General features: G+C 37.9%; 20 protein-coding genes and 1 pseudogene. 8 read left to right on the forward strand and 13 right to left on the reverse strand.

Going from position 1 to position 26,988, the window contains the following annotated elements; translation table 11 throughout:
- Nucleotides 1–32: 32 nt before the first annotated feature.
- Genes IEV85_RS20955 through IEV85_RS20975 form a run of 5 tightly spaced genes read right to left on the reverse strand, consistent with a single transcriptional unit; the run spans nt 33 to nt 3,673 of the window.
- The gene (locus IEV85_RS20955; protein ID WP_188467227.1) at nt 33–623 is read right to left on the reverse strand and encodes a non-canonical purine NTP diphosphatase; all 591 of its coding nucleotides are present in this window, start codon (nt 621–623) and stop codon (nt 33–35) included.
- A gap of 4 nt (nt 624–627) precedes the next feature.
- Nucleotides 628–1,152, reverse strand: coding sequence for an FKBP-type peptidyl-prolyl cis-trans isomerase (locus IEV85_RS20960; RefSeq protein WP_188467228.1), 525 nt, complete (start codon nt 1,150–1,152; stop codon nt 628–630).
- A gap of 13 nt (nt 1,153–1,165) precedes the next feature.
- A complete protein-coding gene (locus IEV85_RS20965; protein WP_188467229.1) occupies nt 1,166–1,693 on the reverse strand; it encodes an FKBP-type peptidyl-prolyl cis-trans isomerase in 528 nt (175 codons plus the stop codon).
- An 8-nt stretch (nt 1,694–1,701) separates the two neighbouring features.
- Nucleotides 1,702–2,634 carry an FKBP-type peptidyl-prolyl cis-trans isomerase gene (locus tag IEV85_RS20970; RefSeq protein WP_188467230.1) on the reverse strand — a complete coding sequence of 311 codons (933 nt, stop codon included), beginning with the start codon at nt 2,632–2,634 and terminating at the stop codon, nt 1,702–1,704.
- Between the two features lie 4 nt (nt 2,635–2,638).
- A complete protein-coding gene (locus IEV85_RS20975; RefSeq protein WP_188467231.1) occupies nt 2,639–3,673 on the reverse strand; it encodes a DHH family phosphoesterase in 1,035 nt (344 codons plus the stop codon).
- Between the two features lie 195 nt (nt 3,674–3,868).
- Here IEV85_RS20975 and IEV85_RS20980 point away from each other — a divergent pair, with 195 nt between their 5' ends.
- Together IEV85_RS20980 and IEV85_RS20985 are read left to right on the forward strand one after the other, a co-directional pair.
- Nucleotides 3,869–4,288 carry a nucleoside-diphosphate kinase gene (locus IEV85_RS20980; protein WP_188467232.1) on the forward strand — a complete coding sequence of 140 codons (420 nt, stop codon included), beginning with the start codon at nt 3,869–3,871 and terminating at the stop codon, nt 4,286–4,288.
- 202 nt (nt 4,289–4,490) lie between these two features.
- On the forward strand, nt 4,491–5,534 hold the full coding sequence (locus IEV85_RS20985) for a hypothetical protein (protein ID WP_188467233.1): 1,044 nt from the start codon (nt 4,491–4,493) through the stop codon (nt 5,532–5,534).
- Nucleotides 5,535–5,734: 200 nt separating this feature from the next.
- Here the strand turns inward: IEV85_RS20985 and IEV85_RS20990 are convergent.
- Nucleotides 5,735–6,633: pseudogene (locus tag IEV85_RS20990) on the reverse strand (IS982 family transposase).
- 506 nt (nt 6,634–7,139) lie between these two features.
- On the opposite strand from IEV85_RS20990, the gene IEV85_RS20995 reads away from it, so the two are divergent.
- From IEV85_RS20995 to IEV85_RS21005, 3 genes are all read left to right on the forward strand, one after another.
- On the forward strand, nt 7,140–8,261 hold the full coding sequence (locus IEV85_RS20995) for an endo-1,4-beta-xylanase (RefSeq protein WP_188467234.1): 1,122 nt from the start codon (nt 7,140–7,142) through the stop codon (nt 8,259–8,261).
- Between the two features lie 3 nt (nt 8,262–8,264).
- On the forward strand, nt 8,265–11,123 hold the full coding sequence (locus tag IEV85_RS21000; RefSeq protein ID WP_188467235.1) for a glycosyl hydrolase 115 family protein: 2,859 nt from the start codon (nt 8,265–8,267) through the stop codon (nt 11,121–11,123).
- Between the two features lie 106 nt (nt 11,124–11,229).
- A complete protein-coding gene (locus tag IEV85_RS21005; RefSeq protein WP_188467236.1) occupies nt 11,230–12,261 on the forward strand; it encodes a LacI family DNA-binding transcriptional regulator in 1,032 nt (343 codons plus the stop codon).
- 104 nt (nt 12,262–12,365) lie between these two features.
- Here the strand turns inward: IEV85_RS21005 and IEV85_RS21010 are convergent, their stop codons facing one another.
- The 4 genes from IEV85_RS21010 to IEV85_RS21025 form a co-directional block, all read right to left on the reverse strand.
- A complete protein-coding gene (locus IEV85_RS21010; RefSeq protein WP_188467237.1) occupies nt 12,366–13,652 on the reverse strand; it encodes a TRAP transporter large permease in 1,287 nt (428 codons plus the stop codon).
- Entirely contained in the window at nt 13,643–14,128 is a 486-nt protein-coding gene (locus tag IEV85_RS21015; RefSeq protein ID WP_188467238.1) for a TRAP transporter small permease, read from the reverse strand. Before IEV85_RS21015 ends, IEV85_RS21010 begins: the two co-directional genes overlap by 10 nt.
- On the reverse strand, nt 14,128–15,120 hold the full coding sequence (locus IEV85_RS21020; RefSeq protein ID WP_188467239.1) for a TRAP transporter substrate-binding protein DctP: 993 nt from the start codon (nt 15,118–15,120) through the stop codon (nt 14,128–14,130). Before IEV85_RS21020 ends, IEV85_RS21015 begins: the two co-directional genes overlap by 1 nt.
- Before the next feature lie 75 nt (nt 15,121–15,195).
- The gene (locus tag IEV85_RS21025) at nt 15,196–17,493 is read right to left on the reverse strand and encodes a glycoside hydrolase family 3 C-terminal domain-containing protein (RefSeq protein ID WP_229712678.1); all 2,298 of its coding nucleotides are present in this window, start codon (nt 17,491–17,493) and stop codon (nt 15,196–15,198) included.
- Between the two features lie 158 nt (nt 17,494–17,651).
- On the opposite strand from IEV85_RS21025, the gene IEV85_RS21030 reads away from it, so the two are divergent.
- The 3 genes from IEV85_RS21030 to uxuA all read left to right on the forward strand — a co-directional run bounded on the left by IEV85_RS21030 (nt 17,652) and on the right by uxuA (nt 21,852).
- Nucleotides 17,652–19,808 (forward strand): alpha-glucuronidase family glycosyl hydrolase, encoded by a 2,157-nt coding sequence (locus IEV85_RS21030; protein WP_188467240.1) that lies wholly within the window; start codon nt 17,652–17,654, stop codon nt 19,806–19,808.
- 111 nt (nt 19,809–19,919) lie between these two features.
- Nucleotides 19,920–20,660 carry an SDR family NAD(P)-dependent oxidoreductase gene (locus tag IEV85_RS21035; RefSeq protein WP_188467241.1) on the forward strand — a complete coding sequence of 247 codons (741 nt, stop codon included), beginning with the start codon at nt 19,920–19,922 and terminating at the stop codon, nt 20,658–20,660.
- Between the two features lie 10 nt (nt 20,661–20,670).
- Nucleotides 20,671–21,852: a mannonate dehydratase gene (gene uxuA / locus IEV85_RS21040; RefSeq protein WP_229712679.1), complete on the forward strand. Its 1,182-nt coding sequence runs from the start codon at nt 20,671–20,673 to the stop codon at nt 21,850–21,852.
- Nucleotides 21,853–22,013: 161 nt separating this feature from the next.
- Here uxuA and IEV85_RS21045 read toward each other — a convergent pair whose 3' ends face one another.
- Genes IEV85_RS21045 through IEV85_RS21055 form a run of 3 tightly spaced genes read right to left on the reverse strand, consistent with a single transcriptional unit; the run spans nt 22,014 to nt 26,463 of the window.
- Nucleotides 22,014–23,468, reverse strand: a complete 1,455-nt coding sequence (locus IEV85_RS21045; RefSeq protein ID WP_188467242.1) for a PorP/SprF family type IX secretion system membrane protein — start codon at nt 23,466–23,468, stop codon at nt 22,014–22,016.
- A 33-nt stretch (nt 23,469–23,501) separates the two neighbouring features.
- Nucleotides 23,502–25,250 (reverse strand): T9SS type B sorting domain-containing protein, encoded by a 1,749-nt coding sequence (locus IEV85_RS21050; RefSeq protein ID WP_188467243.1) that lies wholly within the window; start codon nt 25,248–25,250, stop codon nt 23,502–23,504.
- Entirely contained in the window at nt 25,231–26,463 is a 1,233-nt protein-coding gene (locus tag IEV85_RS21055) for a hypothetical protein (protein WP_188467244.1), read from the reverse strand. Before IEV85_RS21055 ends, IEV85_RS21050 begins: the two co-directional genes overlap by 20 nt.
- Nucleotides 26,464–26,988: the final 525 nt, after the last annotated feature.

The following is a 26,988-nucleotide window of genomic DNA, read 5'->3' on the forward strand; positions in this document are numbered from 1 at the left end:
CTTTGCAGACTTCAACAGTACAAAACTACGGCTTAATCTGCTTTTAGAAAATTAGTTTGTAAAAATTCCACAAAACTTCGAACAGCTCTTCCTCTATGGGAGATTGCATTTTTTTCCGCTAAAGGCATTTCAGCAAATGATTTCTCATAACCTTCCGGAATAAATACAGGATCGTAGCCAAAACCTCCATTTCCTGCTAGTTTCTTAGCAATAGCCCCCTTTACAACCCCTTCGAAAAAATAAGTTTCATTCTGAATTATTGCACAAATAACAGTTCTGAATTGGGCGGATCTATTTTCTGAATCACCAAGATTCTCCAATAAAAACCTGATATTATCATCATTTGATCTTTGAGCCCCCGCATAACGAGCAGAGTAAACACCAGGAGCGCCATTCAGCGCTTCTACTTCAAGGCCTGTGTCATCAGCAAAGCAATTGATTTTATACTTGTTTGCTATGTAGGCTGCTTTCTGTTCTGCATTGCCTTGCAAAGTTTGTTGATCCTCGGCCAGCTCTTCAGTACAGCCAATATCCTTCAGACTCAGGAGTTTTACTTCTCCCTCCAGCATAGCTTCAATCTCCTTTATTTTGTTGAGATTATTGGTAGCAAAACAGAGTTCCAAAACTTTAATAATTGTTAAGCCTTATACGAAATTCCAAATTGGCATTTGGAGGAATAATATAGGTGCTATCAGATGCTAATCTACCCTCTTCACCATAAGCAAGTTGAGAAGGTATAAAAACCCTATAGTCTGCATTTCTGTTCATTCTCACCAAGGCAAACTTCCACCCTAGAATTATATTTCCATTTACCTCCACCTGAAAAGGTCTCGCAGCATTAGGATTATTAGCATCAAATATTTCTGTTTCTCCAAGAACTCTTCCTTCATAATCAACTATTACTGAACTACAGTAATTAGGAGGCACACCTGTTCCTCTTTCTATAATTGAAAATCTTATTCCAGAGGCATCTGTTTCGTATGGTATATTATTTTCTTCCAGATATTTTTCTATCCCCTCAATATCTTCTCGTAATTGCTCTTGGTCTAAATCAGAAATATTAGGACCTGCATTGCAATCTCTTTCTTTTACACATGAAGAGAGGCCAAATAATAAGGCAGGAATAATTAAACAAATAATAATTTTGTTCATTTAGAAACTTAATTTAAAATTTAATATCTACTAATTCAACCTCGAATATTAAAACAGCATTAGGAGGGATTGATTGACGACCCTCAGGGCCATAAGCATAACCTGAAGGTATTAATAAAGTAGCCGAACCTCCTTCTTTCAAAAGCGAAATGCCGATATTCCATCCTGTAATTACACCTCTTCCTAAAGTAAATTGAAAAGGCTGATAGTCCCTTTTTTCATCATAAATACCCGCCTCTCTGGCAACAGAGTCCACAGAAGTGTCAAAAACGCGACCATCTAAAAACTTACCTACATAGTTTACACTTACTATTTGACCGAAATCAGGCAGCTCTCCTGAACCCTGCTCTTTAATATGGTAAAATAAACCTGAAGGGTGCTTTTGCGCTTCAAGATTATTTTCTGTCAGATATTCTTCAATAATAGCAATATCTGTGGCCAATTGCTCTTCAGCACATTCTTGTGGATTGTCCTCACAATCTTTATCGCAGGCACTCAAAAGAATACCTGCGAAGAATAAACATATAAAATAACGCAGCATTTTAGCGCTTATTCTACAACATCTACTAATTCTACTTCAAAAAGAAGAATTGAATTAGGTGGTATACCTGCACCTGCACCTCTTGCTCCGTAAGCAAGACCAGAGGGAATTATAAATGTAGCTTTAGCACCTTCAGTTAATAATTGAAGGCCTTCATCCCAACCTGGAATAACTCTTCCTTGTCCTACAGGGAATTCCAAAGGAGCGTAAGCTGGTCTTTGTTCGCTGAATATATCATTTTCTTTAGCTATTGCTTCATTAGAAGTATCGAAAATTGAGCCATCCAACAACATACCGATGTAATCTACTTTAACAGTATCTCCCGCCTCTGGCTTTTCACCAGTGCCTTCTTCAGTAATTACATAATATAAACCAGACTCTGTACGCTGAGCCTCCAGGTTATTATCTTCTATATATGCTTTGATGATTTCTTCATCTTTAGTTTTTTGTGCTTCAGCATCTTTCTGCATTTTCTCCATCATTTCTTCTCTTCTTTTCTGCTGCCAATCCATAAAACCAGCTGAATCTAATTTTTCTTTAGCTTTAGCAAAAACAGTTATTTTTTCATCTGCTTTCATACTTTCCTGCAAAGGCTGTCTGAAACCTTTTGTAAATATTTCAGTGGCAGTCAAAGAAGTTTTAATACTATCCTTAACTTTCATATCCCCCAAAACAGAAAAGAGAGGACCTCGCTGTGTTAAAACTGCTGAATCGATCTGCAATGGCATATCTCCCACTTCTTCGCTATCAATTAATACGGAATCCTTGGAATCTGTCATTTTAAGAGAGTAAATGGCAAAGTCACCTTCTTCAAATGCCTCTCCATTATCAGAGCTTAATAGCACATATTCTACGCCATCAGCGGTAGTTTTCTTTTCATTGGAGTTGCAGGCAAACAATAATGCCATACAGATAGCCAGGCTAAAATTCAAAAATTTCATATTATTATACATAGGTTTCAATTGGTGTTTTATTTTTAAGTTGTTCTGAATATTCTTTAATTAAATCTTCAAAAAGGGCGACTGTTTCTTTTAAAGATTTATGAGAAATACCTCCGGCAGCATTTTTATGCCCGCCTCCTTCAAAATAGTGAGCTGCCAGTGTATTCACCTGAAAATCACCGATTGATCGAAGTGAAAGCTTCACCCCTTCTTCACTTTCAGTAAATAAGGCAGCCATAGTAATTCCGTTGATCGATAATGCATAATTTACAAGTCCTTCAGTATCACCCGTTCGCGATTTAAATTTCTCCAGGTCTTTCATTGATATTGCAAAAAAAGCAGTATGGTATTCAGGATAGACTGTTAACCTCTGACTCAAAGCAAAACCCAAAAATTTTAACCTGTCTAAAGAGTTAGTATCATAGATAAGTCGGGATACTTCTGAGTTATTGGCACCCAAATCAATCAATTCAGCTACTATTTCATGTACTTCTTTATTGGTATTTGGGTGTTTGAAGGACCCTGTATCCGTCATGATACCCGCATAAAAGCATTCAGCGATGTCCTTATCAATTAAGGCTTTATCGCCATAGCTAACAATCATTTTATATACTAATTGGGCAGTTGAGGCAGAATTAATATCATGAGAAGCATAGTCTGCAAACTGTTCAGGGTCTCTATGGTGATCAATCAGTACTTTTTTAGCTGAAGAATTTCTTACTAATTCACCAAATTGCTTAATTCTGCTTAGGTTAGAAAAATCAAGACAGAAAATAACATCAGCCTTATTTACTAATTCTTCTGCCTGCTTTTTAGTGTTTTCAGAAAACACCATCACTTTTTCATTACCCTTCATCCAATGCAAAAAACTAGCGTAATCAGATGGAGAAACGACAGTTACATGATGTCCTTTCTTAACAAGGTAATTATAAAGACCCAAGCTACTGCCTAAAGCATCGGCATCAGGTTTATGATGCGTAGTGATTACAACATTTTGAGGTGATTGAAGAACCTCTTTAAGTTTTAATAAATCTTGCATGAGCAGTCCTTAACCCGTTTCGGCTTAAATTGATTCGCAAAGTTGCTAAGAATTTGAAGAAAAACAAATGTTAAAGAAAGTTGGATGCTTCTTTTAAAACTTGAATTTCCGCTGTATTTAAAGCTGATAAAATATTTGTAATCAGAAATATCCTTTAAATTTGTGATTAAATTCAAACAATAATAAACAAAAAACATGGCTGGAAACAGAACCTTCACAATGATTAAGCCCGATGCTGTGGCTGCTAACAATATTGGAGCTATTACCAAAATGATAGAAGAGGCAGGATTTAGAATTGTTGCAATGAAAATGACCAAGCTTTCTGCTGAAAGAGCCGGACAATTTTATGCTGTACATAAAGAAAGACCTTTTTATAATGATCTATGCCAATATATGTCCAGCGGGCATATTGTTGCTATGATTCTGGAAAAAGACAATGCTATTGCTGATTTTAGAAAATTGATAGGAGCAACGAACCCTGCTGATGCTGAAGAAGGAACTATTCGTAAATTGTATGCAACATCTATTGAGGCTAATGCTGTTCATGGCTCTGACTCAGACGAAAATGCGCAAATAGAAGGAAGTTTCTTTTTTTCAGATATTGAGAAGTTTTAAAGTTTGTTAAAACATACCTCGTCTAAATCACGAAAGGCACAGCGGATAGTTGTGCCTTTTTAGTTTAGTATATTTTTTTTGCAGGTTCATATTAAAAAAAAATATACTAACATTGTGAATAAATAAAAATAATCTAATTATGTTTACTTTATAAAACCAACATTAAAATATTTTAACCAAGACTTTAAAAAAGACAAAAAAAATGAAAAATTTATTTAAATTTTTGCTACTCATTACAGTGTTATATTCCTGTAATGAAGAATCTCTTTATATAGATAAGGATAACTATATAAAATTTAGTTCATATGATGAATTCTTAAATACCTTAAACGAATTTAGACAGTATAACCATGATGAAAAAAAGGAGTGGTTAGAAAAGAAACAAATGAATTCATGGGGACTGAATGCCATGGAAGTATACAAAAATTTGAATATAGAATCATTAAACTCTCTCGAAGAAATAAAAGATTATGTATCACAAAATAGTAATTATCTTGAATTAATTAAAGATGAAAATGGTGAATTTACATTAGAAACTATTTTAAGAGATAGACCTGAAAGTTATTTAGTAAATGATGATCATATCTTACTCATAAAAGATAGAGCTGTTAAAATATTTAATTCTGGATATGCCTCTACAGATATTAATAATTTACATTTATTGAAGGAGGTAAAAGAGGAAACTTTTGGCAAAAACCAACCTCCAGAAATCAACTTTTCAATTAAACAAACGAGAAGCGAAATTTTAAATAATAACAATAGAGATTTAGCTTATAATTGCGGTCAAGAAATGACTGATAGAGAGGATAATGGAAAAAATAGAACATACATAAGAATTGAAGTCACAGCAAAGAGGTCTTATAATGATACTCCTTGGTTAATTAGTTCTGAATGGTTAATACGTCCGTACAAAAAAACCTTAGGTGTTTGGTATTATGCTAGTAGAACCATAACAGGTAAACTAAGAGCAAGACTTGACTTTATTGATGATGGGACTTTCCTTCCCTTCGGGACATGGAATAATACTGAATTTTTTGATTGCCATATTAACCCAGGTAATGTAAATTCTTATTATGGAAGTGCTGGTTTAATAAGCTGGATACATCCTACTAATCCTTTAAATGCAAGCCCTTCATTTCATTTAGGAGCTATTGATTTTACTGGTGATACACCCGACACAGCCCCCGCAATTATCTCATGTAATCCTCAAATGATAATATCTGGATTAATAAATAATTGTTTATAATTAAAAAACAACTTGGCCAAGTTGTTGGTCTTGGCCAAGTTGTTTTTTTCAATTTTGTATAATTCCATAATATACATTAAAGTGCTATAAAATCTTTGTAATTTGTATAAATGCATCTTTAATACTATATGTTGATTGATTCTTAAAATTAAAGCTTATGAGGCATTATAACCTATTTAATCTAACCTCTTGTGCTAATTTTAAGTAATTGCAACTTTCAAGTTATTAATTGCCTGTTAAAATCAAATTTATTGATGAACTGTACTAAAGTTAGGACAGTAATTTCAGCCAATATTATTGTTTTAAACCCACTAAAAGTTTTAGCATAATCTCTGCGGATCATAAACTGGTCACAAAGTTGTGAAAATAGAGTCTCCATCCTTTTCCTTGTTTTTCTGAACAGCCAATTTTGTTTCACATAGTTTTCTGGTTTGACCGCATTGGCGTTTCAAGTCTTATATTAGTGGTGGGAATAAGTCCAGTTGTTGGTAAGAAGACAAGTAGCATTTTCCTCCAATTAAAACACAATCAGATAGTTGTGTTTTCTTTGCGAGAGAAAAGTAGCATTATTTACATTTGCTTTAGTGAGTTCAATCGACTGAAAAACACCCTTCACTGAACAAACGTCCTGAAGTTTATAGCCGTAAAAGCACATGTCTTACGATGCGCAAAAGTCTTTTTCGGGTGAGGTTTCAAAAACTTCCCGGCAAATTTTCGAGCTTTTCCTTGGCATTTTTACAAATTTCCAGAGGCATGAAATCTATGATGTAATAGTCTTTGAATTACAGAAATTTTTCAGCCAGCTTTTTCTTACTAACTCTAAAATATTGAAAAGCCCTCTTTTCCTTCGGTTGAACCTTGACCTATTGATCAAATGGGCAAAAGCATCGGCATAATCGGATTTGATTTTATTGAACAGCCAATTTTCACTGTCCAAAGACATGTATTCAGAGGTAGTTGTCAGGTCAATTTCCTCTGAATCAGAAAATTGCGACCTGGCATCTGATTTTTGTAAGTTATCAGTTGCATCAAAAACAGGTAAATCAAGAGATTTGATAGTCTGAAAAACTTTGTTGAAATTAATCTTAATATCGTGCATCGGCTTATTTAGTATGTTTTGTTTTTCAACTCTAATTCACTAAATATCAGCCTGATGCACATATTGTTTTATATAATTTCAAACTAGCAGAAGGGTTAATCTAATACTTGTATCCTACTCTCTACTTTAAGGTCCAGGGAATTATTGAAACTGGGTTTTGTCAGATATTTTCATTGTACTATTAGTTTTAGTGCTTATCATCTGGATTATTTACGCTAAAAAGAAACGCACATAGACCATTAGTAATAAATACAGGCATAAAGCATCAATAGATTTCAAAATATAAATGGGACTAATAGTTAGTTCTATTTAATTATTCTATTATTTACTTTGTTAGGTGATCCATGCGAACAAGTAAACTGAGTATAGGATAAAATATCCTTTAAGATAAGACAATACCTTAGATTCTGCTCTTAATTTTATATAGACTAATACATAAAATAACAAGTCTAAGATTTTTTTATGAAAAATTCGTCTTTACGAAATCGATTGCATAACTTGTTGACATGTTTACTAATATTAAGAAAATCAATTCACTTGCCATTGGATTACTATGTGCAGGGAGCCTTTATTTTACACAATGCTCTTCCGTTTCCGAAGAAAAGGAACAAAGTGCAAATGGACTTCATGAATATTACTCCGGTTATTTCCCTATAGGAGTGGCGGTTTCACCAAGGGCGCTGGAAGACTCTGCACAAAGTGCTCTTATACTGAGAGAATTTAATAGCATGACACCTGAAAATGTTATGAAAGCAGGTCCCATTCATCCTAGCCCTAACCAATATAATTGGGGACCAGCAGATGCTGTCAGCTATTATGCAAAGGAAAATGACTTGAAATTAAGAGGACATGCACTGGTTTGGCATCAACAATATCCTGGCTGGTTTTTTAAAGATGAAAACGGTGACCAAATAAGTAAGGATACTTTATATGCCAGGATGAAAAGCCACATTACAGAAGTGGTTAACCGCTACAAAGATGTTATTTATGCGTGGGATGTAGTAAATGAAGCGGTTTCTGATAACTCAGATTTCGTTTATAGGCAGGAATCTCCGTATTATCAAATTGCAGGAGAGGAATATTTAGCCAAAGCTTTTGAGTTTGCCCATGCTGCTGATCCTCAGGCCAAATTATTTTATAACGATTATAATGCAGCAAGGCCTGAAAAAGTTGATCGCATTTATACATTGGTTAAAAAATTAAAAGATGCGGGTGTCCCCATTCATGGAGTGGGAATTCAAGGCCATTGGTCCATATTTGAGCCCTCTGAAAAAGATTTACGATATGCAATTGATAAATATGCCTCACTAGGTCTTGACGTACAAATTACTGAATTAGATGTTTCTATTTATCCGTGGGAGAAGGAAAGAAGAGCTATGAAGCCGGGGGAATCTGACGAGTTTACAAATGAGTTGGAGGAAAAACAACTGAAGCAGTATGATATGTTCTTTCGTGTTTTTCGCGACTATAAAGAGACTTTAACAGGGGTAACCTTCTGGAATATTTCGGATCAATACACCTGGCTCGATACCTACCCTGTAGAAGGCCGTAAGAACTACCCTTTACTTTTTGACCAGGAATTAAAACCTAAAAAAGCTTATTATAAAGTAACCTCATTCGATCAATAAAGCATGAAATTTAAATCTTATTATTATCCCTTTCTACTTATTTTTTTCAGTACTCTTTCTGTTGTTAACTGTTTAGCACAGGAACAGCACTATGTGGATTTCTCAGAAAAAGATGACTCATTTCCGTTGGTAACCCAACAGGGGGCAGCCTCATTCATGATAAGTGAATCAGATTTCAAAGGAGTAATAAAAGTAGCGGGCCATTTACAAAACGATATACTAAGAGTAACAGGTGAAAAACCTGTAATAATCTCTGACTTAAAGCTTGCTCACAAAAAAATAGTAATAATCGGGACACTGGGTAAAAGCAAACTGATTGATCAATTAGTAGCAAACGGTAAGCTAGATGTATCACTACTAAAGGGCAAATGGGAAAAATTTACAACTCAAACTGTAGAAAAGCCTTTTCCCGGAGTGGAGCAGGCGCTGGTAATTGCCGGTAGTGATAAACGAGGTACTATTTATGGCATGTATGATCTATCCAGACAAATAGGTGTACATCCATGGCATTTTTGGGCAGATATTCCTGCACAGAAACATCCGGAGCTATATGTTAAAAGCGGTATTCACACATTGGGAGAACCAAAAGTAAAGTATCGGGGTATTTTTATAAATGATGAAGCTCCTGCTCTTGCAGGTTGGGCTTATGAAAGATATGGTGGTTTCAATGCTCAGTTTTACGACAAAGTTTTTGAATTAATCCTCCGGATGAGAGGTAATTACCTTTGGCCTGCTATGTGGGGCAGAATGTTTTATGTTGACGACCCTAAAAACGCAGAGTTAGCAGATGAATACGGAATTGTAATGGGAACATCGCACCATGAGCCTCTTACACGTGCACATGCTGAATGGAAGCAATTTGGCAAGGGCGACTGGAACTACAACACAAATCCTGAACAACTGGAAGAATTCTGGAGAAAGGGAATGGAAAGGATGGGTGATACCGAAACCATTGTATCAATAGGTATGCGTGGAGATGGAGATGAACCAATGACTGAAGGAACCGCTATTGAATTGCTGGAAAATATAGTGAAGAGGCAACGTGAAATTATTGCTGAAACAACTGGCAAACCTGCCTCACAAACACCACAGATGTGGGCACTCTATAAAGAAGTACAGGATTATTATGATAAAGGAATGCGAGTGCCGGATGATGTTACTTTATTGCTTTGTGATGACAATTGGGGAAATATCAGAAAACTACCTGATCCTCAGGCTGTCGAAAGATCCGGTGGTTACGGAATATACTATCATTATGACTACGTTGGTGGCCCAAGAAACTACAAATGGCTCAATACTAACCAGATTGAGCGAACCTGGGAGCAAATGAATTTAGCTTATGAGCATAATGTAAAAAAAGTGTGGATTGTAAATGTAGGTGATATTAAACCTATGGAATTTCCAACACAGTTTTTCCTTGATCTTGCCTGGAATCCGGAAGCTTTTACCGCTCCGGACTTGCCGGACTATTATGTAAGTTGGGCAACTGAAATATTTGGTAAGGAGCAAGCAAAAGGTATTGCAGAGATTATGCGGCTTTATACTAAATATAACGCACGCAGAAAGCCGGAATTATTAAATGCTGATACTTACAGCCTTGTCCATTACAATGAAGCTGAGAGAGTTAATAATGAATATCAGGAATTGCTCAAGAAAGCAGAATCAGTAAAGAAGTTAGTCCCATCAGAATTACAAGATGCTTATTACCAGCTGGTTTATTTCCCGGTAGCAGCAAGTGCCAACTTAAATGAATTGTACTTTGTAACTGCCAAAAACCGGCTTTATGCCAAGCAGGGAAGAGCTTTAACTAATTCTTATGCTGAAAAAGCTGAAGAACTATTCCAAAAAGACGCAGCATTAACTCAATATTACCATACTGAATTGGCTGATGGAAAGTGGAACCATATGATGTCGCAGACGCATATTGGCTATACTTACTGGCAACAGCCGGAAGTAAACGCAATGCCAGAAATAAAAAAAATCAGCTTAACTGAAAAAGCTAAAATGGGTGTTTCCATTTCAGGTTCCGCAGAGGTGTATCCCACTAATACTGAAAAAGCAATACTGCCTAACTATGATTCCTTTAACCGCCCTCAATATGAAATAGAGATTTTCAATAAAGGAAAAAAACCATTTGATTTTCAGCTCTCAAGTAATTACGATTGGATAATAGTATCTGAAAAGAAGGGTAAAATAGAAAAACTGGAAAAAATAATGGTATCTATAGATTGGTCAAAGGCTCCGGAAGGGGAATCCATTGGAGAGATTATTATAAAAGGAGCTGGTGATAAGGTGGAGGTATCCGTTCCTGTTAATAAAATTGGAGAGCCAATAAAACCCGGTTTTCTTGAAACCAACGGGTATGTATCAATACATGCTGAAAATTATAGTGATAAAAGAGAGACTGACAGTACAATATGGATTACCATACCAAATTTAGGAAAAACAAATTCGTCTGTAAGTACCAGCCCAGCTGTACTAAACCTTGGTGAGGATATAGAAAAAAGCCCGAGACTTTCTTACAACATCAACTTTTTAAGTGAAGGAGAAGTGAAGGTACATTTATACTTTTCCCCTACGTTAAACTACACTGCAGGAAATGGTTTTAAATATGCAGTAGGTTTTGATAATGAGAAGCCCCTGATTGTAAATTTCCATGAAGATACATCCGGCAGGGCATGGAATCAGTCAGTAGCAAATAATATTAAAATTCTTACTACATCGCACCATATTAAAAAAGGAAATCATACTTTAAATTATTACGCTCTGCACAATGGACTGGTATTACAGAAAATAGTAATTGATACAGGGGGGCTAAGAGAGACTTATTTGGGGCCGCCTCAAAGTTTTGAAATCAACTAATAAAAAAGCAATTTTGCCTTAATATAAGTATAACATTTAATTTGTACCTTTATCAGCTAGTACGCATGCTACCGTCAACTGCTAGGTAGCATTTATTTTATTGCTTATGAATAAGAAAAAGAAGATCACCATTTACGATCTTGCAAAAAAAATAAACTACTCCCCTTCTACTATATCCAGAGCTTTAAACGATGATAAAAGTATCAGTAAAAAAGCAATAAAAATAATTAAGGAAGCTGCAGAAGAAATGGGCTACAGAAGAAATTCTTTAGCAGCCAGTTTACGAAACAGCAAAAGCAATACAATTGGCATTATGATATCTCGCATTAACAGGCCTTTTATTGCTTCCCTAATCAGTGGTGTGGAAGATTACGCCCGTAAAGAAGGATACAATGTTATCATTAGCCAAAGTGACGACATATATGAAAATGAGGTGAACAATGCCAAAGTGCTTTTCGATACCAGAATAAGCGGCTTAATTGTTTCTTTGGCTATGGAAACCAAAGATTTTGCTCATTTTCAGCAATTCGTAGATCAACGAATTCCCATTGTATTTGTAGACAGGGTGCCTGAAGAGTTCAACTCGTACCGAGTGCTTATTGATAATTATTCTGCAGGTTATAAAGCAACAAAACATTTAATAGAGCAAGGTTGTAGGCGGATAGCCCATTTTGCGGGAGCTCAGCACCGAAATGTTTACAAGGACAGGATGAAAGGCTATCTGGATGCTCTTCGAGAGTATAACCTGCCTATAGATAAGGAGCTAATTGTTAAATTTAAAACTTTGAGTTTTGAAGAAGGCTATAAAGCAGCCAAAAAAGTAACGTCATTAGACCTTGTACCTGATGGCTTATTTTCAGCAAATGATACTGCCGCTCTTGGAGCAATAATTTATGCCAAAAAGCATCAAATAAAAATCCCGGAGGAGTTAGCCATTATAGGTTTTAATGATGATCCAATGGCTTCTATTGTAGACCCCGGATTATCTACCATTACTCATCCTGCCTATCAAATGGGAAAAATTTCAGCCCAAAGGGTGCTCAATCATACGGATGAGATGTATGATAATAGCGTTTCAGAAGTGACTATTTTAAATACTGATTTGATTGTAAGAGAGTCTTCTAAAAAGAAAGGGTAAGTTTGTGTTCGGCTTTCAATATTCATAATTGCAGCCATTCAAATGAAAAGCGAAATTCTTTGTAAGCATTTTATCTGGCCAGGCTTGGCTTAAAGCAGGCAATATCAAAACCCAAATAAACCAGGCAGCCAGAGACTTAATTGAGGGAACACACTGACCAGCAATAATGCCACAAGCATTGCCATAAATAAAGGAAGCAATGGTTTTATCACTTTTTGAATAGTGGTATCTGCAACGCCAACACCAATAAATAAAACTGATCCTACAGGAGGTGTACACAAGCCGATGCAGAGGTTTAATACCATGATAATTCCAAAATGAACCGGATCAATACCTAATGAAGTTACCACAGGCAGAAAAATGGGTGTAAAAATCAGAACAGCTGGAGTCATATCCATAAAAATCCCTACAAATAACAGAATCAAATTGATAAGAATTAAAACCGCCCACTTATTATCACTAATGCTCAATAAGCTGTCTGTCACCATTTGCGGAATATTTTCATAAGACATTACCCATGACATGGCAATTGACATCGCAATCAAAAGCATTACCACAGAGATTGTTACTGATGACTCCACAAATATTGATTTAAAATCTTTTGGAGAAATTTCTTTATAAATTAAGGAAAGGATTATACAATAAACCACCGCTACAGAGGAGGCTTCAGTGGCTGTAAAAACACCTGCCACAATCCCTCCGATTACTACAATTAGTAAGAATAAACTGGGAACTGCTGCTATAAAAGTTCTAAAAAGCACTTTTAAAGAAGTTTTACTTGCTGTTGGATATCCTTTCTTTTTGGCCCATATATAGGCAACTATCATGAGCATTAGTCCTGTTAAAATACCTGGAATATAGCCTGCCAGAAATAAGGCACCAATACTTACTCCTCCACTGGCAAGCGAGTATATTATAAAAATATTGCTGGGCGGAATTAGTAAACCTGTTGTAGCTGAAGTAACATTAACAGCTACCCCATATTCTTTATTATAGCCTTCTTTTTCCATTTGGGTAGACATAAAGCTACCAATTGCAGCTGCAGCTGCTCCCGCTGAACCAGCTATAGCGCCAAATAACATAGCTGCTACAATATTTACATGTGCCAGCCCACCGGGAAGTGACCCAACTAATGCTTTGGCAAAACTGATCAAGCGATTAGCTATCCCCCCTTTGCTCATGATATGGCCTGCCAGAATGAAAAATGGAATTGCTAAAAGGGAAAAGCTATCTAACCCTGTTATTACTCGCTGAGCCACAGTGGTGAAAGTGGGAATAGCCTGCACACTAACAATTAGAGTAAGTAGGGCCGCTATACCAAGGCTCCATGCTACAGGAACCCTTAAAGCTATCAGGATAATAAAACTGAGTACCAGAATAGCTATTTCCATTCGTTTACGCTTTGTGTGTTAATAAAAAGACAATATAAATCTGTGAGTTTATAATAGGCGATAAAAAGTCCGGCAATGGGTAAAACGGAGTATACACAACCCATAGGCAACTGAAGTGCGGGAGATAATTGACCAAGCTTAAAGGCTATGTAAACATACCAAAGGCCCCCTAAAACAAATACCAGCAATACAAACAATAAAATTACGAGAGATACAAAGATGTAAAGTTTCTTTTTGTTCTTGTCACTTAAATGAGACGATATGAGATCAATTGAGATATGTAATCTTTTCCCAGAAGCATAGGCTGCTCCTAAAATGCTAATCCAGATCAGTAGAAAACGGGCAAGCTCATCTGTCCACGAGCTTTGGCTGTTCATCACATAGCGAGTGAAAACGCCCCATAAAACATCCAGCGTCATAATTGCTAGTAAAATGGCCAAAATCCATTCCAAAAAGGTATCTAGTTTTACTCGCATTATTCTACATTTTTAATCTCTTTTATCAATTCATACATTTCAGGATCAGTTTTTTGTAGTTGCTTTACCATACCAGATGATAGCGTTTCAAACAATTCTTTATCAGGATAATAAATTGTTACACCTGCTTTTTTCACTTCAAACAAAGCTTCCTCTTCAGCTTTCTTCCAAAGCTTCCTCTGATAAATTGTGGCTTCCTCCACGGCATCCATTAGCCAGGCTCTTTCATCATCAGACAGGTCATCCCAAATGATGGTGCTGATTACCAGTATATCAGGAATGGAGGAATGTTCATTAACAGTTAAAAATTGGGAAACTTCATAATGTCTTGAAGAATAGAAACTAGGCAGATTATTTTCTGCTCCATCAACAACACCTTGCTGTAGAGCCGTGTATAATTCTCCCCAGGAAATAGGCGTAGGAGAGCCCCCAAAACTTTTCACGAGCTCAATGGCTGTAGGGCTTTGCATTACCCTTATTTTTAAACCTTCAAGGTCTTTCGGCTCTTTGATTTGTTTGTCTTTGGTGTAAAAAGACCTGTTTCCCGCATCAAAATACGCAAGCCCTCTCAGCCAGTATTGCTGACCTTCCTTTAAAAGTTGCTGGCCTATAGCACCATCATAAACAGAAAATCTATGTTCATCATTTCTGAACAAATAAGGGAAACCAAAAACTTTCAGACTGGGAGAAAAATTCTCCATAACAGCAGCCGATACTTTTGTCATTCCCAGACTGCCAATTTGCAAAAGCTCTAAACATTGCTGCTCAGAACCTAACTGGCTTCCGGGATAGATTTCCAATTGTAACCGGCCCTTCGAATTTTTCACTACCTCCCCGGCCATAAATACCATTGCCTGATGAACAGGGTGAGCCTCGCTTAGACTATGAGCCAGTTTTATAGTTTTAACTTTCCCCTCCTCTTTACAGGAGAAGCATAAGAGAAGAAAAAGGAAGCTAAATCGTAAAATCTGCATCGATTTTAAAAATTTCATCTATTCATAGTAGATCTCTGTTAACACATTCCAAAAAATACTCTTCCTTGAGCATTTACCCGGCTTACTCTTAATTTAATTTACAGTAAAAGAAACAGATTGCATTTGAGAAGCCCCTAAAGCTTCACTTCTCTTCATTGGAGATGCTCCTCCCACAAAAAGCTTAAACTCTCCTGATTCCATCATATGCTCTCCGGACTCATTTACTATAGAGCGCATCTCAGGAGTAACCACGAAAGAAATTTCCTGACTGCCTCCAGGTTTCAAATTAGTTCTTTTTATGCCTATCAATTCATAGTTAGGAGCTCTAAATGAAGATTCCACATCAGAAATATAAAGTTGAACCACCTCATCGGCAGCAATATCTCCGGTATTGGTTATAGTAAAACTTAGCTGCAGGTTGTCGTTTTCAGCCACACTGCCGGAATTAATTTTTAAGTCACTATAATTAAAAGAAGTATAGCTGAGGCCAAATCCAAATGGATACAGTGGCTCTTCATTCATGTATTTATAGGTTCTTCCCTCCATGGAATAATCTTCATAATCCGGTAGTTGATCAAGAGATTTAGGGAAGGTTATAGGAAGCCTTCCGGATGGTGAAATTTTTCCAAAAAGCACATCTGCTACCGCTGTTCCACCTTCCTCGCCAGGATACCATGTTAACAATACAGCATCAGCCAGTTCATGTACTTCCGCAAGGTTCATGGGGCTTCCGCCTGTTACTACTGCAACAATTGGCCTTTCACCGGCAGCAGCTCTTAACTTTTTCAGAAAATCAATTTGATTAGATGGTAAATTATAGTCTAGCCTGTCTCCTGCTGTAGCAGATGCCAGCGATTCTCCCTCTTCACCTTCCAGCAGGCTTGAGATACCTATTACTGCAATAGTTACATCACTATTACCGGCATTTCCTGTAGCCCAATCCATCGGATTCACAGGATCGCGATCCAATAGTGCTCCCATTCTATATTGAAGTTGAGAGGCGGGATGTATGGCTGCAGCTACGCCTTCTAAAATTGTGACCATCTTAGGATTAACACCATAGTAGTTACCCAAAAGTACATCAACATTGGCAGCATTTGGCCCGGTAATGAAGTATTTTGACAAATCATTTTTTAAAGGAAGCGCACCGTTGTTCTTTAACATTACAATGCTTTTTTGCGCTACTTCCCTGGCAAGGTCCCTATGCTCCTCGCTGTTTACAACATCCACAGAAATATCATCATATGGGTTACTTCCGGCAGGATCAAATAAACCTAATTTAAAGCGTGTGCGGAGAAGAATAGCCAATTGTTCATCAATTTCTTCTTCAGTAATTAAGCCCTGTTCTACAGCTTCAGGCAAAGCTTCGTAGGTACTACCACAATTCAAACTAACCCCACTCTTTACTGCCAGTGCAGCTGCCTGAGCCGGAGTTTCTACTACTCCGTGTCCTTTTTCCTGCTCATAAAAATCAATTATTGCCCAGCAATCACTTAATACATGTCCTTTAAAATTCCATTTATCTCGTAGAACAGTGTCCAAAAGGTAATTATTAGCACAACAAGGCTCTCCATTGGTGCTGTTGTAAGCACACATTACAGACTCTACACCGGCATCTACCAAAGCTTTAAAAGCAGGCAGGTAAGTTTCGTGCATATCCTGCATAGTGGCTTCGGCATTAAACTCATGTCGTAATTTTTCAGGGCCGCTATGCACAGCAAAATGCTTCGCGCAGGCAGCAGTTTTTAAATAATCAGGGTTGTCACCTTGTAAGCCTTTTACAAAGGCAGCGCCAATTTTGGAAGTAAGGTAAGGATCTTCACCATATGTCTCCTGACCTCTTCCCCAGCGAGGATCCCGAAATATATTCACATTTGGTGTCCAGAAAGTGAGGCCTCCATATTGTTTATGATAACCTTTTGCCTTGGCTGCATTATGCATAGCACGTGCTTCGTCAGAAATAGCAGAGGACACCCGAAAAGCTAAGTCTTCATCAAAAGTAGCTCCTAAACCAATTGCCTGTGGGAAAACAGTAGCCACTCCTGAGCGACCCACCCCATGCAAAGCCTCATTCCAGTAGCTATAAGGAGGAATGCCTAAACGCTCAATGCCCGGAGTATTGTGCATCATCTGCAAAGCTTTTTCTTCAAGGCTAAGCTCTGCAATAAGATTGGCTACCCTATCATCGAGGGAAAGAGAGGTGTCATAAAAAGGAAAATCCGGTTGCGTATTTTGCTCTACGACATCAATATTCTCTTTTGATGACTTCTCCTCTTTATTACAACCTGTAAAAAAGAGCAATACAAATCCGGCTAGAAAGTATAAAGTATTATTGTGCATCGTTAAATTTTTATGGAAATAGAATTCAATATCCTTAAATTTTTGCTTCATCCGTAATTTTAACTGAAAAAAATTATAAACACAATCGATTGCGTAAATTTTTGATATATTCTAAAATTTTATCTTTATTTACTAAATTAAATCGCAATAATCACTATAATTGTGGGGATTATGAAATTTTAAATCGATTGCATAAATATATTTTAAATTTGAAAAAGGCTCAGCATTTATTCGTTTTTTATCTATTACTTATTTCTCAATTATCCTTAGGAAATAGTACTGATAGTTTATGGCTTCACTACAGAACTATTGAAAATAAAAAGGTTTTAAAAGATTACCAACAAGCCATTCAATCAATATCCATTCAGAAGGGGAGTGAAACATTGGATATTATCAATGAGGAGGTGAAACATGCATTGAACACGATGCTTCAGCAAAAAACACCGACAGCAAATAAAAATTCAAACTCATTAATAATTTCTAAATCTATTTCACTTAAATCCGGAAAAAATAGTTCTTCTCTATCTAATGAATTAGCTCAGTTAACCGATGAAGGCTATCTGATTCAGTCTATAGAGGGCAATACTATTATTACTTCTAAAACTGATATTGGACTGTTATATGGCACTTTTCATTTTTTAAGACTGTTGCAAACTGAGCAACCCATCGATGATCTTTCCATTGTGCAATCTCCAAAAACACAGATTCGCGTACTTAACCATTGGGATAATCTGGATCGTACAGTAGAGCGGGGTTACGCAGGATTTTCTATCTGGAATTGGCATACGCTACCTGAATACATTGATCAGCGATATATAGAATACGCTCGCGCGAATGCTTCTATAGGAATTAATGGTACCGTTTTAACCAATGTAAACGCCAATGCGCTCGTGCTTACTCCGTCCTACATTGAAAAAGTAAAAGCACTTGCTGATGTGTTTCGCCCGTATGGCTTAAAAGTATACTTAACAGCTCGCTTTTCAGCTCCCATGGAAATTGGCGGATTGAAAACCGCAGACCCACTAAATTCGGAAGTTCAGAAATGGTGGCAACAAAAAACGGATGAAATCTATCGATCTGTACCTGATTTTGGCGGATTTCTGGTGAAAGCCAATTCCGAAGGTCAACCTGGTCCGCAAAACTATGGAAGAACACATGTTGACGGAGCTAACATGCTGGCAAAAGCACTTAAACCTCATAATGGAATTGTAATGTGGCGTGCTTTTGTGTACTCAGAACATGACCCCTCTGACAGAGCCAAGCAGGCTTACAGTGAGTTTGTTCCTTTTGATGGACAGTTTGCGGATAATGTTTTAGTACAGGTAAAAAATGGAGCCATTGATTTTCAGCCACGTGAACCTTTTCACCCTATGTTTGGTGCCATGCCGCAAACGCCACTCATGATGGAGTTTCAAATAACACAGGAATATCTCGGTTTTAGCACACATCTGGTTTTTCTTCCGAAACTTTTTGAAGAAGTATTACAATCAGATACTTACAGGAAAGGAAAAGAGAGCATAGTAGCCAAGGTAGTAGATGGCACTTTGCATAACAAAAAGCTTACAGGCATGGCAGGTGTGGCAAATATTGGAACAGATGACAACTGGACAGGCCACCCCTTTGGGCAAGCCAACTGGTATGGTTTCGGCCGCCTGGCATGGGATCCTTACTTATCTTCCGAAGAAATAGCGGAGGAGTGGCTCAGACTTACTTTTTCTACTAATGAAGATTTTGTAGAACCCATGAAGAAGCTTCTTATTCAGTCAAGGGAAACTGTAGTAAAATACATGACTCCTTTAGGTTTACATCACATTATGGACGCGCACCACCATTATGGACCGGGTCCATGGATTTCTAAAATGGGAAGACCCGATTGGACTTCTGTGTATTACCATAAGGCCGACAGCATTGGAATTGGTTTCGACAGAACAACGAGCGGCAGTAATGCGACCAGCCAATATGCAGATCCTGTAGCAGCACAATTTAACAACATAAGCAACACTCCTCAAAAGTATCTGTTATGGTTCCATCATGTGCCCTGGGATTATCAAATGCTTAATGGAAAAACGCTATGGAACAACCTGGCACTTACTTATCAGGAAGGTGTTGATGAGGTAGAAGAAATGGTAAGCACCTGGCATAAAATGGAGCCATATATTAGTAAATTAGAATTTAAAGAAGTCGAAATGCTTCTTTCCATACAGCTGAAAGAAGCAAAATGGTGGAAAAACGCCTGCATGCTGTATTTCCAGCAATTTTCGGATAAACCATTTCCCGCTGAAATGGAAAAGCCGGAAAAAAGTCTTGAATATTATCAGTCTTTAAAATTTCCATTTGCACCGGGCATAAGACCTAAATGGGACTAAAAAACTGATTAAACTACTTTAAAAATAGTAGTAATAAACCAGCAATTATAGTAGAAAACAAAATTTGGGGATTCGATTTAAGAATCCTTAGCATATAGAAGAAATATTAAAATGAATAGAAAGATAGCAATAGTAACTGGCGGGAACTCTGGTCTCGGTTTTGCCACAGCTAAAAATTTCTGCGAGCAGGGAATCATCACTTACATTATTGGCCGCTCTAAGGAAAAAACTGCTCAAGCCATATGTGAGCTTGGTGAAAATGCCAGAGCACTTATTTGTGACCTTAATGACTTGAAGGCCATCCCTAAATTGGTAGAAGCTATTAAAGAAGAAGCCGGCCGAATTGATATTTTAGTAAATAATGCGGGTATCAATATGAAAAAGGATTTCCTGGAAGTAACAGATGAGGAATTCGGAAACATTCTACACACCAACGTAAGTAGTGTTTTTAGCATCAGCAGGGAGGTGGTAAAGGTGATGAAGGAGCAAGGTGGCGGTAGCATAGTTAATATCAGTTCCATGGCTGCGCAGTATGGAATTCCGAAAGTAATTGCCTACACAGCCAGCAAAACGGCCATTGAAGGAATGACGCGCTCCATGGCAGTTGATTTAGCTCAATATGGAATTCGGGTAAACTGTATAGCTCCGGGATTTATTGAAACACCTATGTCTGCAAAAGCTCTAAATGACGATCCTGAAAGAAAAAGCAGGGTAATGGCCCGCACACCGATGAAGAAATTAGGCTGCCCCGAAGATGTGGCCAATGCGGTTAACTATTTGGTACAGGAAGGTTCTAAGTACACTACCGGAGTTATTTTACCAATTGATGGCGGAAATAGTATAGGATTTTAACTCAGCGTTTATGCAAACAATGCTAAAAACAATGCGCTGGTTTGGGGATAATGATCCTACCACTCTGTCGGACATAAGGCAATGTGGTGCTGAAGGTGTGGTATCCGCCTTGCATTCAATCCCGGTGGGAAAGGTTTGGCCTGTTGAAGCCATTAAAGCCCATCAGGAGAAAATAAGGAAAGCCGGACTTGAATGGTCGGTAGTGGAAAGCCTTCCTGTACATGAAGATATTAAAAGAGGTGCAGAGAATAGAGCGCAATACCTTGCCAACTACAGGAAAAGCATTGGAAACCTCGCAGACTGCGGCATTTCTATTATCACTTACAATTTTATGCCTGTATTGGACTGGGTACGCACCAATCATCAATATCAAAATGAAGATGGCACTCAGGCTTTGGCATTTGAGTACTTAGCATTTGCTTATTTTGACCTTTTTCTGTTGAAAAGGCCTGATGCTGAGAAAAGTTATAGCAAGCAAGCCATTGAAGAAGCAAAAAGTTATGGAAGCAACTTAACTGATTCTGAAAAAGAATTACTTTTTAAACAGGTGTTGCTGGGACTTCCGGGCAGCACTAAAAATTTTACCGCAGGCGAAGTCCTAAGTTTTTTAAAGCAATATGAGAAAATTGATGCCACTCAGCTCCGTAAAAACCTGCTTCATTTTTTAAAGGAGGTGCTTCCTCTAGCGGAGCAGGCAGGAGCTGTTTTAGCTATTCACCCGGATGACCCTCCGTTTCCTGTGCTGGGGCTCCCAAGAGTAGTAAGTAATGCAGCTGATTTGGAATGGTTATTTAAAGAAATACCTTCTGCAACAAACGGCCTTTGCTATTGTACAGGATCTCTGGGAGCTGACCCTTACAATAATTTGTTAGAAATATGGCATCAGCATAAAGAACGAGTACATTTTCTGCATTTGCGCAATGTAATTAAAGAACCCAACGGAGACTTTAGGGAATCACTCCATTTGGAGGGAGATAACCCTATGGAAGAAATTGTAGAGCAGATTTTAGTGACTATGCAAAAACGAAATCTACGCTTGCCCATGCGCCCTGACCATGGCTTTTTGCATACCGTGGATCAGCATAAAAATAGCTACCCGGGTTATTCCTTAACAGGAAGACTGAATGGTTTGGCTGCTTTAAGCGGACTTGAACAAGGCATAATGCATCAGCAACAGAAAAAAAATAGCTAGTAAACAATCGGACGGAACACAATAGTATTGCTGGTAAAATGATTTGAAAACGGATCACTATAAGTGCCATGTTAATAGTTGGTATACAATGACATTGCCAGGAGATAAAAAAGAGGAGATAATGCTTACCCCTCCTTCCAATCTTTATAACAATTAGCGTATCAATCTTCAGAAATCACTTCAAACTCTACTCTTCTATTCTTTTGTCTGTTCTTTTTATTGATATTTTTCACAAGAGGTTCCGTTTCTCCTTTGGAGATTGTTTCAAGTCTATCTGCTGAGATTCCCTGACTGACCATGTAATCTCTTACAGACTCAGCCCTTTCCATTCCTAAATCACCATTATATTCGCGCTCACCCAGGTTACAGGTGTGCCCTACAAGCCTAAGGTCATAAGCTGGCTTATCCTTTAAAATAGCAATAATATTATCTATGAAATCCTTGGTGTCTCCGGTCAAAACATCGGAATCTAAATTAAACTTTGCCGTTTTGGACAATAGCCATTTTTCTCTCCAGGTTAACTTAGATTTTGATTTATAACTAGGTGGAGTGTCCTTATATTCTTCCGACACTTCTCTTGGCTCGAATTCAATCTTTTCCTCTTCTTCCTTTTTTGTTATTGTTGTTTCTTCTTCATTGTTTTTCCTTTTAAGCTTGAAAGTGACAGCTAATTCAAAAATTCCGTTTTGCGCTTCATTAAAACCTGTATCAGCCATAGGCAGGTCATAACCAGCGCCTACAATTACTCTTTCCTGCTCATAAGCAAGCGTAAGAATACCTACTGAGTTGGAATTATAACGCAAGCCTAAAATCATTTTCTTAAAGGAATTTTGTCTCTGTGAAATTGTATAATCTATATTTGCTCCATAGTCAAAAGCATTAATATCCGCCTGATTAATCCATCTTACTATAGGAGAAACTGCTATTGAGGCATTACTATACACTTTATAACCGGCAATGGCTTTAATGCTGATCGGTAAATTATCCTCTGCTTCACCTTCCACAAAACTCCTGTTGGGTTCCATCATATTGAAAAAAGACACCCCTACAAACGCTTTATCGGCTTTACCATAACCATCCTTTAAACGGTAGAAAATACCACTACTGATAGTAGGATAAGTTGTTTGTTGCCCCAAAACGGGGTCGAATGGAGCAGCGGCCGGATCCATTATTCCGCCCGTAATCTGATTGTCAGTTACAAATGAACCTCCTATTTCCCGTAGGAAATACCCTCCCTGAGCACCAAAACTTAATTCGGATCGCTGACTTAATGCCACTGCATAGGACAAACCTATAAGCCCGCCATTAATGTCAAATAGTGATGCGGCCTGCTCTGTTTTAAAGCTGGCTGCTATCACCAATTTATGCTGGTTTTCAAAACGAATAGGGAAATAACCAGAAATCAAAGTACTCGTCAAATTCTCTCCAACATTTAAAGGTTGAATCCTTGTGTTCAGTGTAAAGTGGGTTTGTTCAGTTCTCCCGATCATGCCCGGGTTGGTTAGAAAAGGTGTATAATCATACAACGAAAAATTACCCGTTTGCGCCTCTGCTGCCGGTAATTGACAGATAATGAAGGCGATCAATACTATTGTATATTTATTTAAAATTTTCATCTTCCTAATTTTATGTTTTCGTCTCCTTCATTTTTATCTGGCTAAGGCAATTATTCCTTTTTGCTTACCATTGATTAAAATCCTGGTACCGTCAGTAAGATTACCAGAAACCACCCAAATGTAAGTGCCTTGAGGTTGGTAAGCTCCATTTGTAGTACCATCCCATCCCCGCTGGCTCAACTCATCAATATTGTCAGCACTATAAACCTCATTTCCTGCTCTGTCAAAAACTATAAATTCAATACGCTCAACTCTGGCAGCGCCCCTCAGCAATAAATCATCGTTAAACCCATCATTATTGGGTGTAAACAGAGTAGGCAGTAAGAATTCGTCTGTGAGAATTGAAAAGGTTCTCGTTACATCTTGGGCAGGCAAATAAAAATCATTACCTGCCTGGCTAGCTGTTACGGTTACTGTTCCTACTCCTTCGAATATGATGGTTCCGTTTGATAAGCTAGCCACACCGGAAGCAGGTGATGTAACAATACTAAAAGTAATTGGCTCTCCGGAATCTCCTCCACTGGCTTCTAAATCAAGTTGACCTTCAATGAGTCTCTGGTCTTCAATAGGAGGAAAAGTGATGGTTTGAGTTTGCATCTCATCATTATCAAGAATGGTATAAGTATGCACATTATTGAAACCTAAACTGGCATTCTGAGGATTAGACAGTGTGATAATAACTGTTTCATCATCTTCCGGCAGAGTATCATTTACAATATCTGAAATAAAAATGTTAGCAGCTTCATTTCCTGCAGGAATTATCAAGCTGCCATCTGCAAGCGTATAATCTATGCCTGATCCTGTTGCTGTTCCCGAAACTGAATATTCCACGGTAACATCTTTGTCACTGATATTAGATAACTCCACCTGTATACTGGCGGAAGGCTGCGACTCAAAACCTGTGCTTGCTGAAGAAGTGAATTCAATGCTTACTGTCTTTTTAATTACAGTACTTGTGGCAGGTTCACCAATATTTCCTGCTACATCGGTTAATGTTACTGATAAAGTAAGCAATCCATCATTCAGACCGCTAACGTCTATACCTGTTATTTGATCCGCAGGCGTAACAATTACACCAGTTCCGGTTACATTAGCTCCACCGCCAGAACTATTAATACTATAATTGTAAGTAGCTCCAACTTCAGCCGAATTGAAGGTGAAACTTAAAGCATTCTTGTTGCTGTTATTGATCTCTGTTTGGTCTATTGAAACAGTGTAGCCAGCAGGAGCAGCAACATCTTTCACTACGGTATCAGTTACTTCAGGACCTGTATTTCCGGCATTATCAGTCAATGTTACTGAAAGGGTAACTGTACCATCTTGCAGGCCACTTAAATCAATTCCTGTAATTTGATCAGTAGCGGTTGTGATAGTACATGTTCCTGAAACCTCTGTTCCACCTCCACTGCTCGTAAAGGAATAGTTATACGTAGCGCCTACCTCAGCATTAGCAAATGTGAAGCTTACTGACGATTGATTAGCCTCAGTAATACTGGTCTGATCAATGTTCACACTATATTCTTCAGGTGCGGAGGTGTCCTTAATTGCTGTATCTACCGCCTCATCTCCAGTATTGCCATTGCTGTCTGTTAGCGTAACGCTTAAGGTGATGGTTCCGTCAGCTAACCCACTCAGGTCAATGCCTGTGATCTGATCCGTTCCTGTAGTAATCGTGCCAGTACCTGTAACAGACCCCAAACCTCTATCGGTGGTGAATGAGTAGTTATAGGTAGCTCCTACCTCCGCCCCAGCGAAGGTGAAGCTAACTAACTGCCTCCTCATTTGCTACAACTATTAGCGACTGATCTATGGTAACACTATAGCCAGCAGGCGCTACTGTATCTTTAATTGCAGTATCTGTAGCTTCATCTCCTGTGTTGTTATTGGTATCAGTTAATGTTACAGTCAATGTGATCGTTCCATCTGCCAAACTGCTCAAATCGATATTGGTAATTTGGTCAGTAGCAGTATTTATGGTTCCAGATCCTGTTACGGATCCGCCACCACCACTGCTTGTAAAAGTGTAGTCATAGTTGGATCCCACCTCTGCTCCTGCAAAAGTGAAGCTCACTTCATTCTCATTACTAGCATTAATAGGATTTTGATCGATAGAGACAGTATAACCGGTTGGTGCGGTTGCGTCTTTAGTCACTGTATCGTCCGCAGGGTCCCCGGTATTGTTTCCTATATCAGTGAGGGTCACCGATAAGGTAATAATACCATCGGCAAGAGTGCTTAAATCAATCCCTGTCACTTGTTCTGTAAGCGAGTTGATGAAGCCTGTGTTACTAACAGATCCGGCTCCTCCACTAGAAGTAAAAGTATAATTATAGCTGGCACCCACCTCTGCATTGTCAAAAGTGAAGCTGACTTCATCCTCATTAGTTGAATTAATTAGATTCTGATCAATAGAGACAGTATAACCTTCCGGCTCCACTGTATCCTTGGTTTCATTGTCCGTTACCGGATCACCGGTTTCTCCACCACTCGTAAGGGTAAGCATAAGTGTAACAGTTCCGTCATCTAAACTGGTAAGGTCAATGCCGGTAATTTGTTGTTCAGTAGCGGTAATAGTTCCTGAACCCGATACTGTACCACCGCTGCCTCCACTTCCTCCTCCACCAACACCATCGCTGGTAAAGGTATAATTAAAAGTGGCACCAACTTCCGCATCAGAAATAGTGAAGCTTACAGCTGTTTGGTTAGCAAGGTTGATACTTGGCTGATCGATATTAACAAAGTAGCCAGTAGGGGGCAAAGATTTTTTGTCACGAGCGCCTGGAGAGACTTGTCGCGCGCCCTCTTTTATTGTACCTGAAGCGATATAAGCCCTTTTCTCAAAGCTTTTGTTTTTCGAGAATGGACTATTTTCCAGGGCTTCCAGATAGGTATTATAAAAAGTTTTGGAGATGTTGGGGGGTATTGCTAATAATAAATTTGCACTCATCCCTAAAAAAATGCTGATGAGCAGTAAGCTTTGTATTTGTTTTTTCATGGCAGGAAAAGGTTTTTCCGGTGATAGTTTACAGCTGCCACTAGGGGAGCGGAGATGGTTCTGTGTTCGTTTACAAGAAAGTCGTCATTGCCCGGCTTATAGGCAGCATATAAATAGTTCTTTCTTATGCATAGAAAGAAAACCTTTCTGCAAAAATATGTTCCACACCTAGTGTGATTTCTATAGAATTAAATAACCAGAGAATTTAATAAAAGACTGTCTAAAAAATCATCCTTCATTATATTGGCTATTACCGTTTGCCCATCAAAAAATTAAAAAATATCGGCAAAGCGCTTTTTTCGAGTAATATTTAAAATTAAAAAAATATCTTAAAAATTCATAATATTACATGAAATTCATCGTTCCTTAAGCTTTTTATTACAGTGTGAAGGTTCATTAAAATCGAATTTTCGAGAATAGAATATACTGAATATAAAGTTAATAAATGCTTTTTATTGAATTGACAATCAATATATTATATTAATTATAACTCAAATGATTTAAATATATTATATTAATTATAAC

Origin of the sequence: Marivirga lumbricoides (assembly GCF_014636295.1) — a bacterium.
Taxonomy (GTDB): Bacteria; Bacteroidota; Bacteroidia; order Cytophagales; family Cyclobacteriaceae; genus Marivirga; species Marivirga lumbricoides.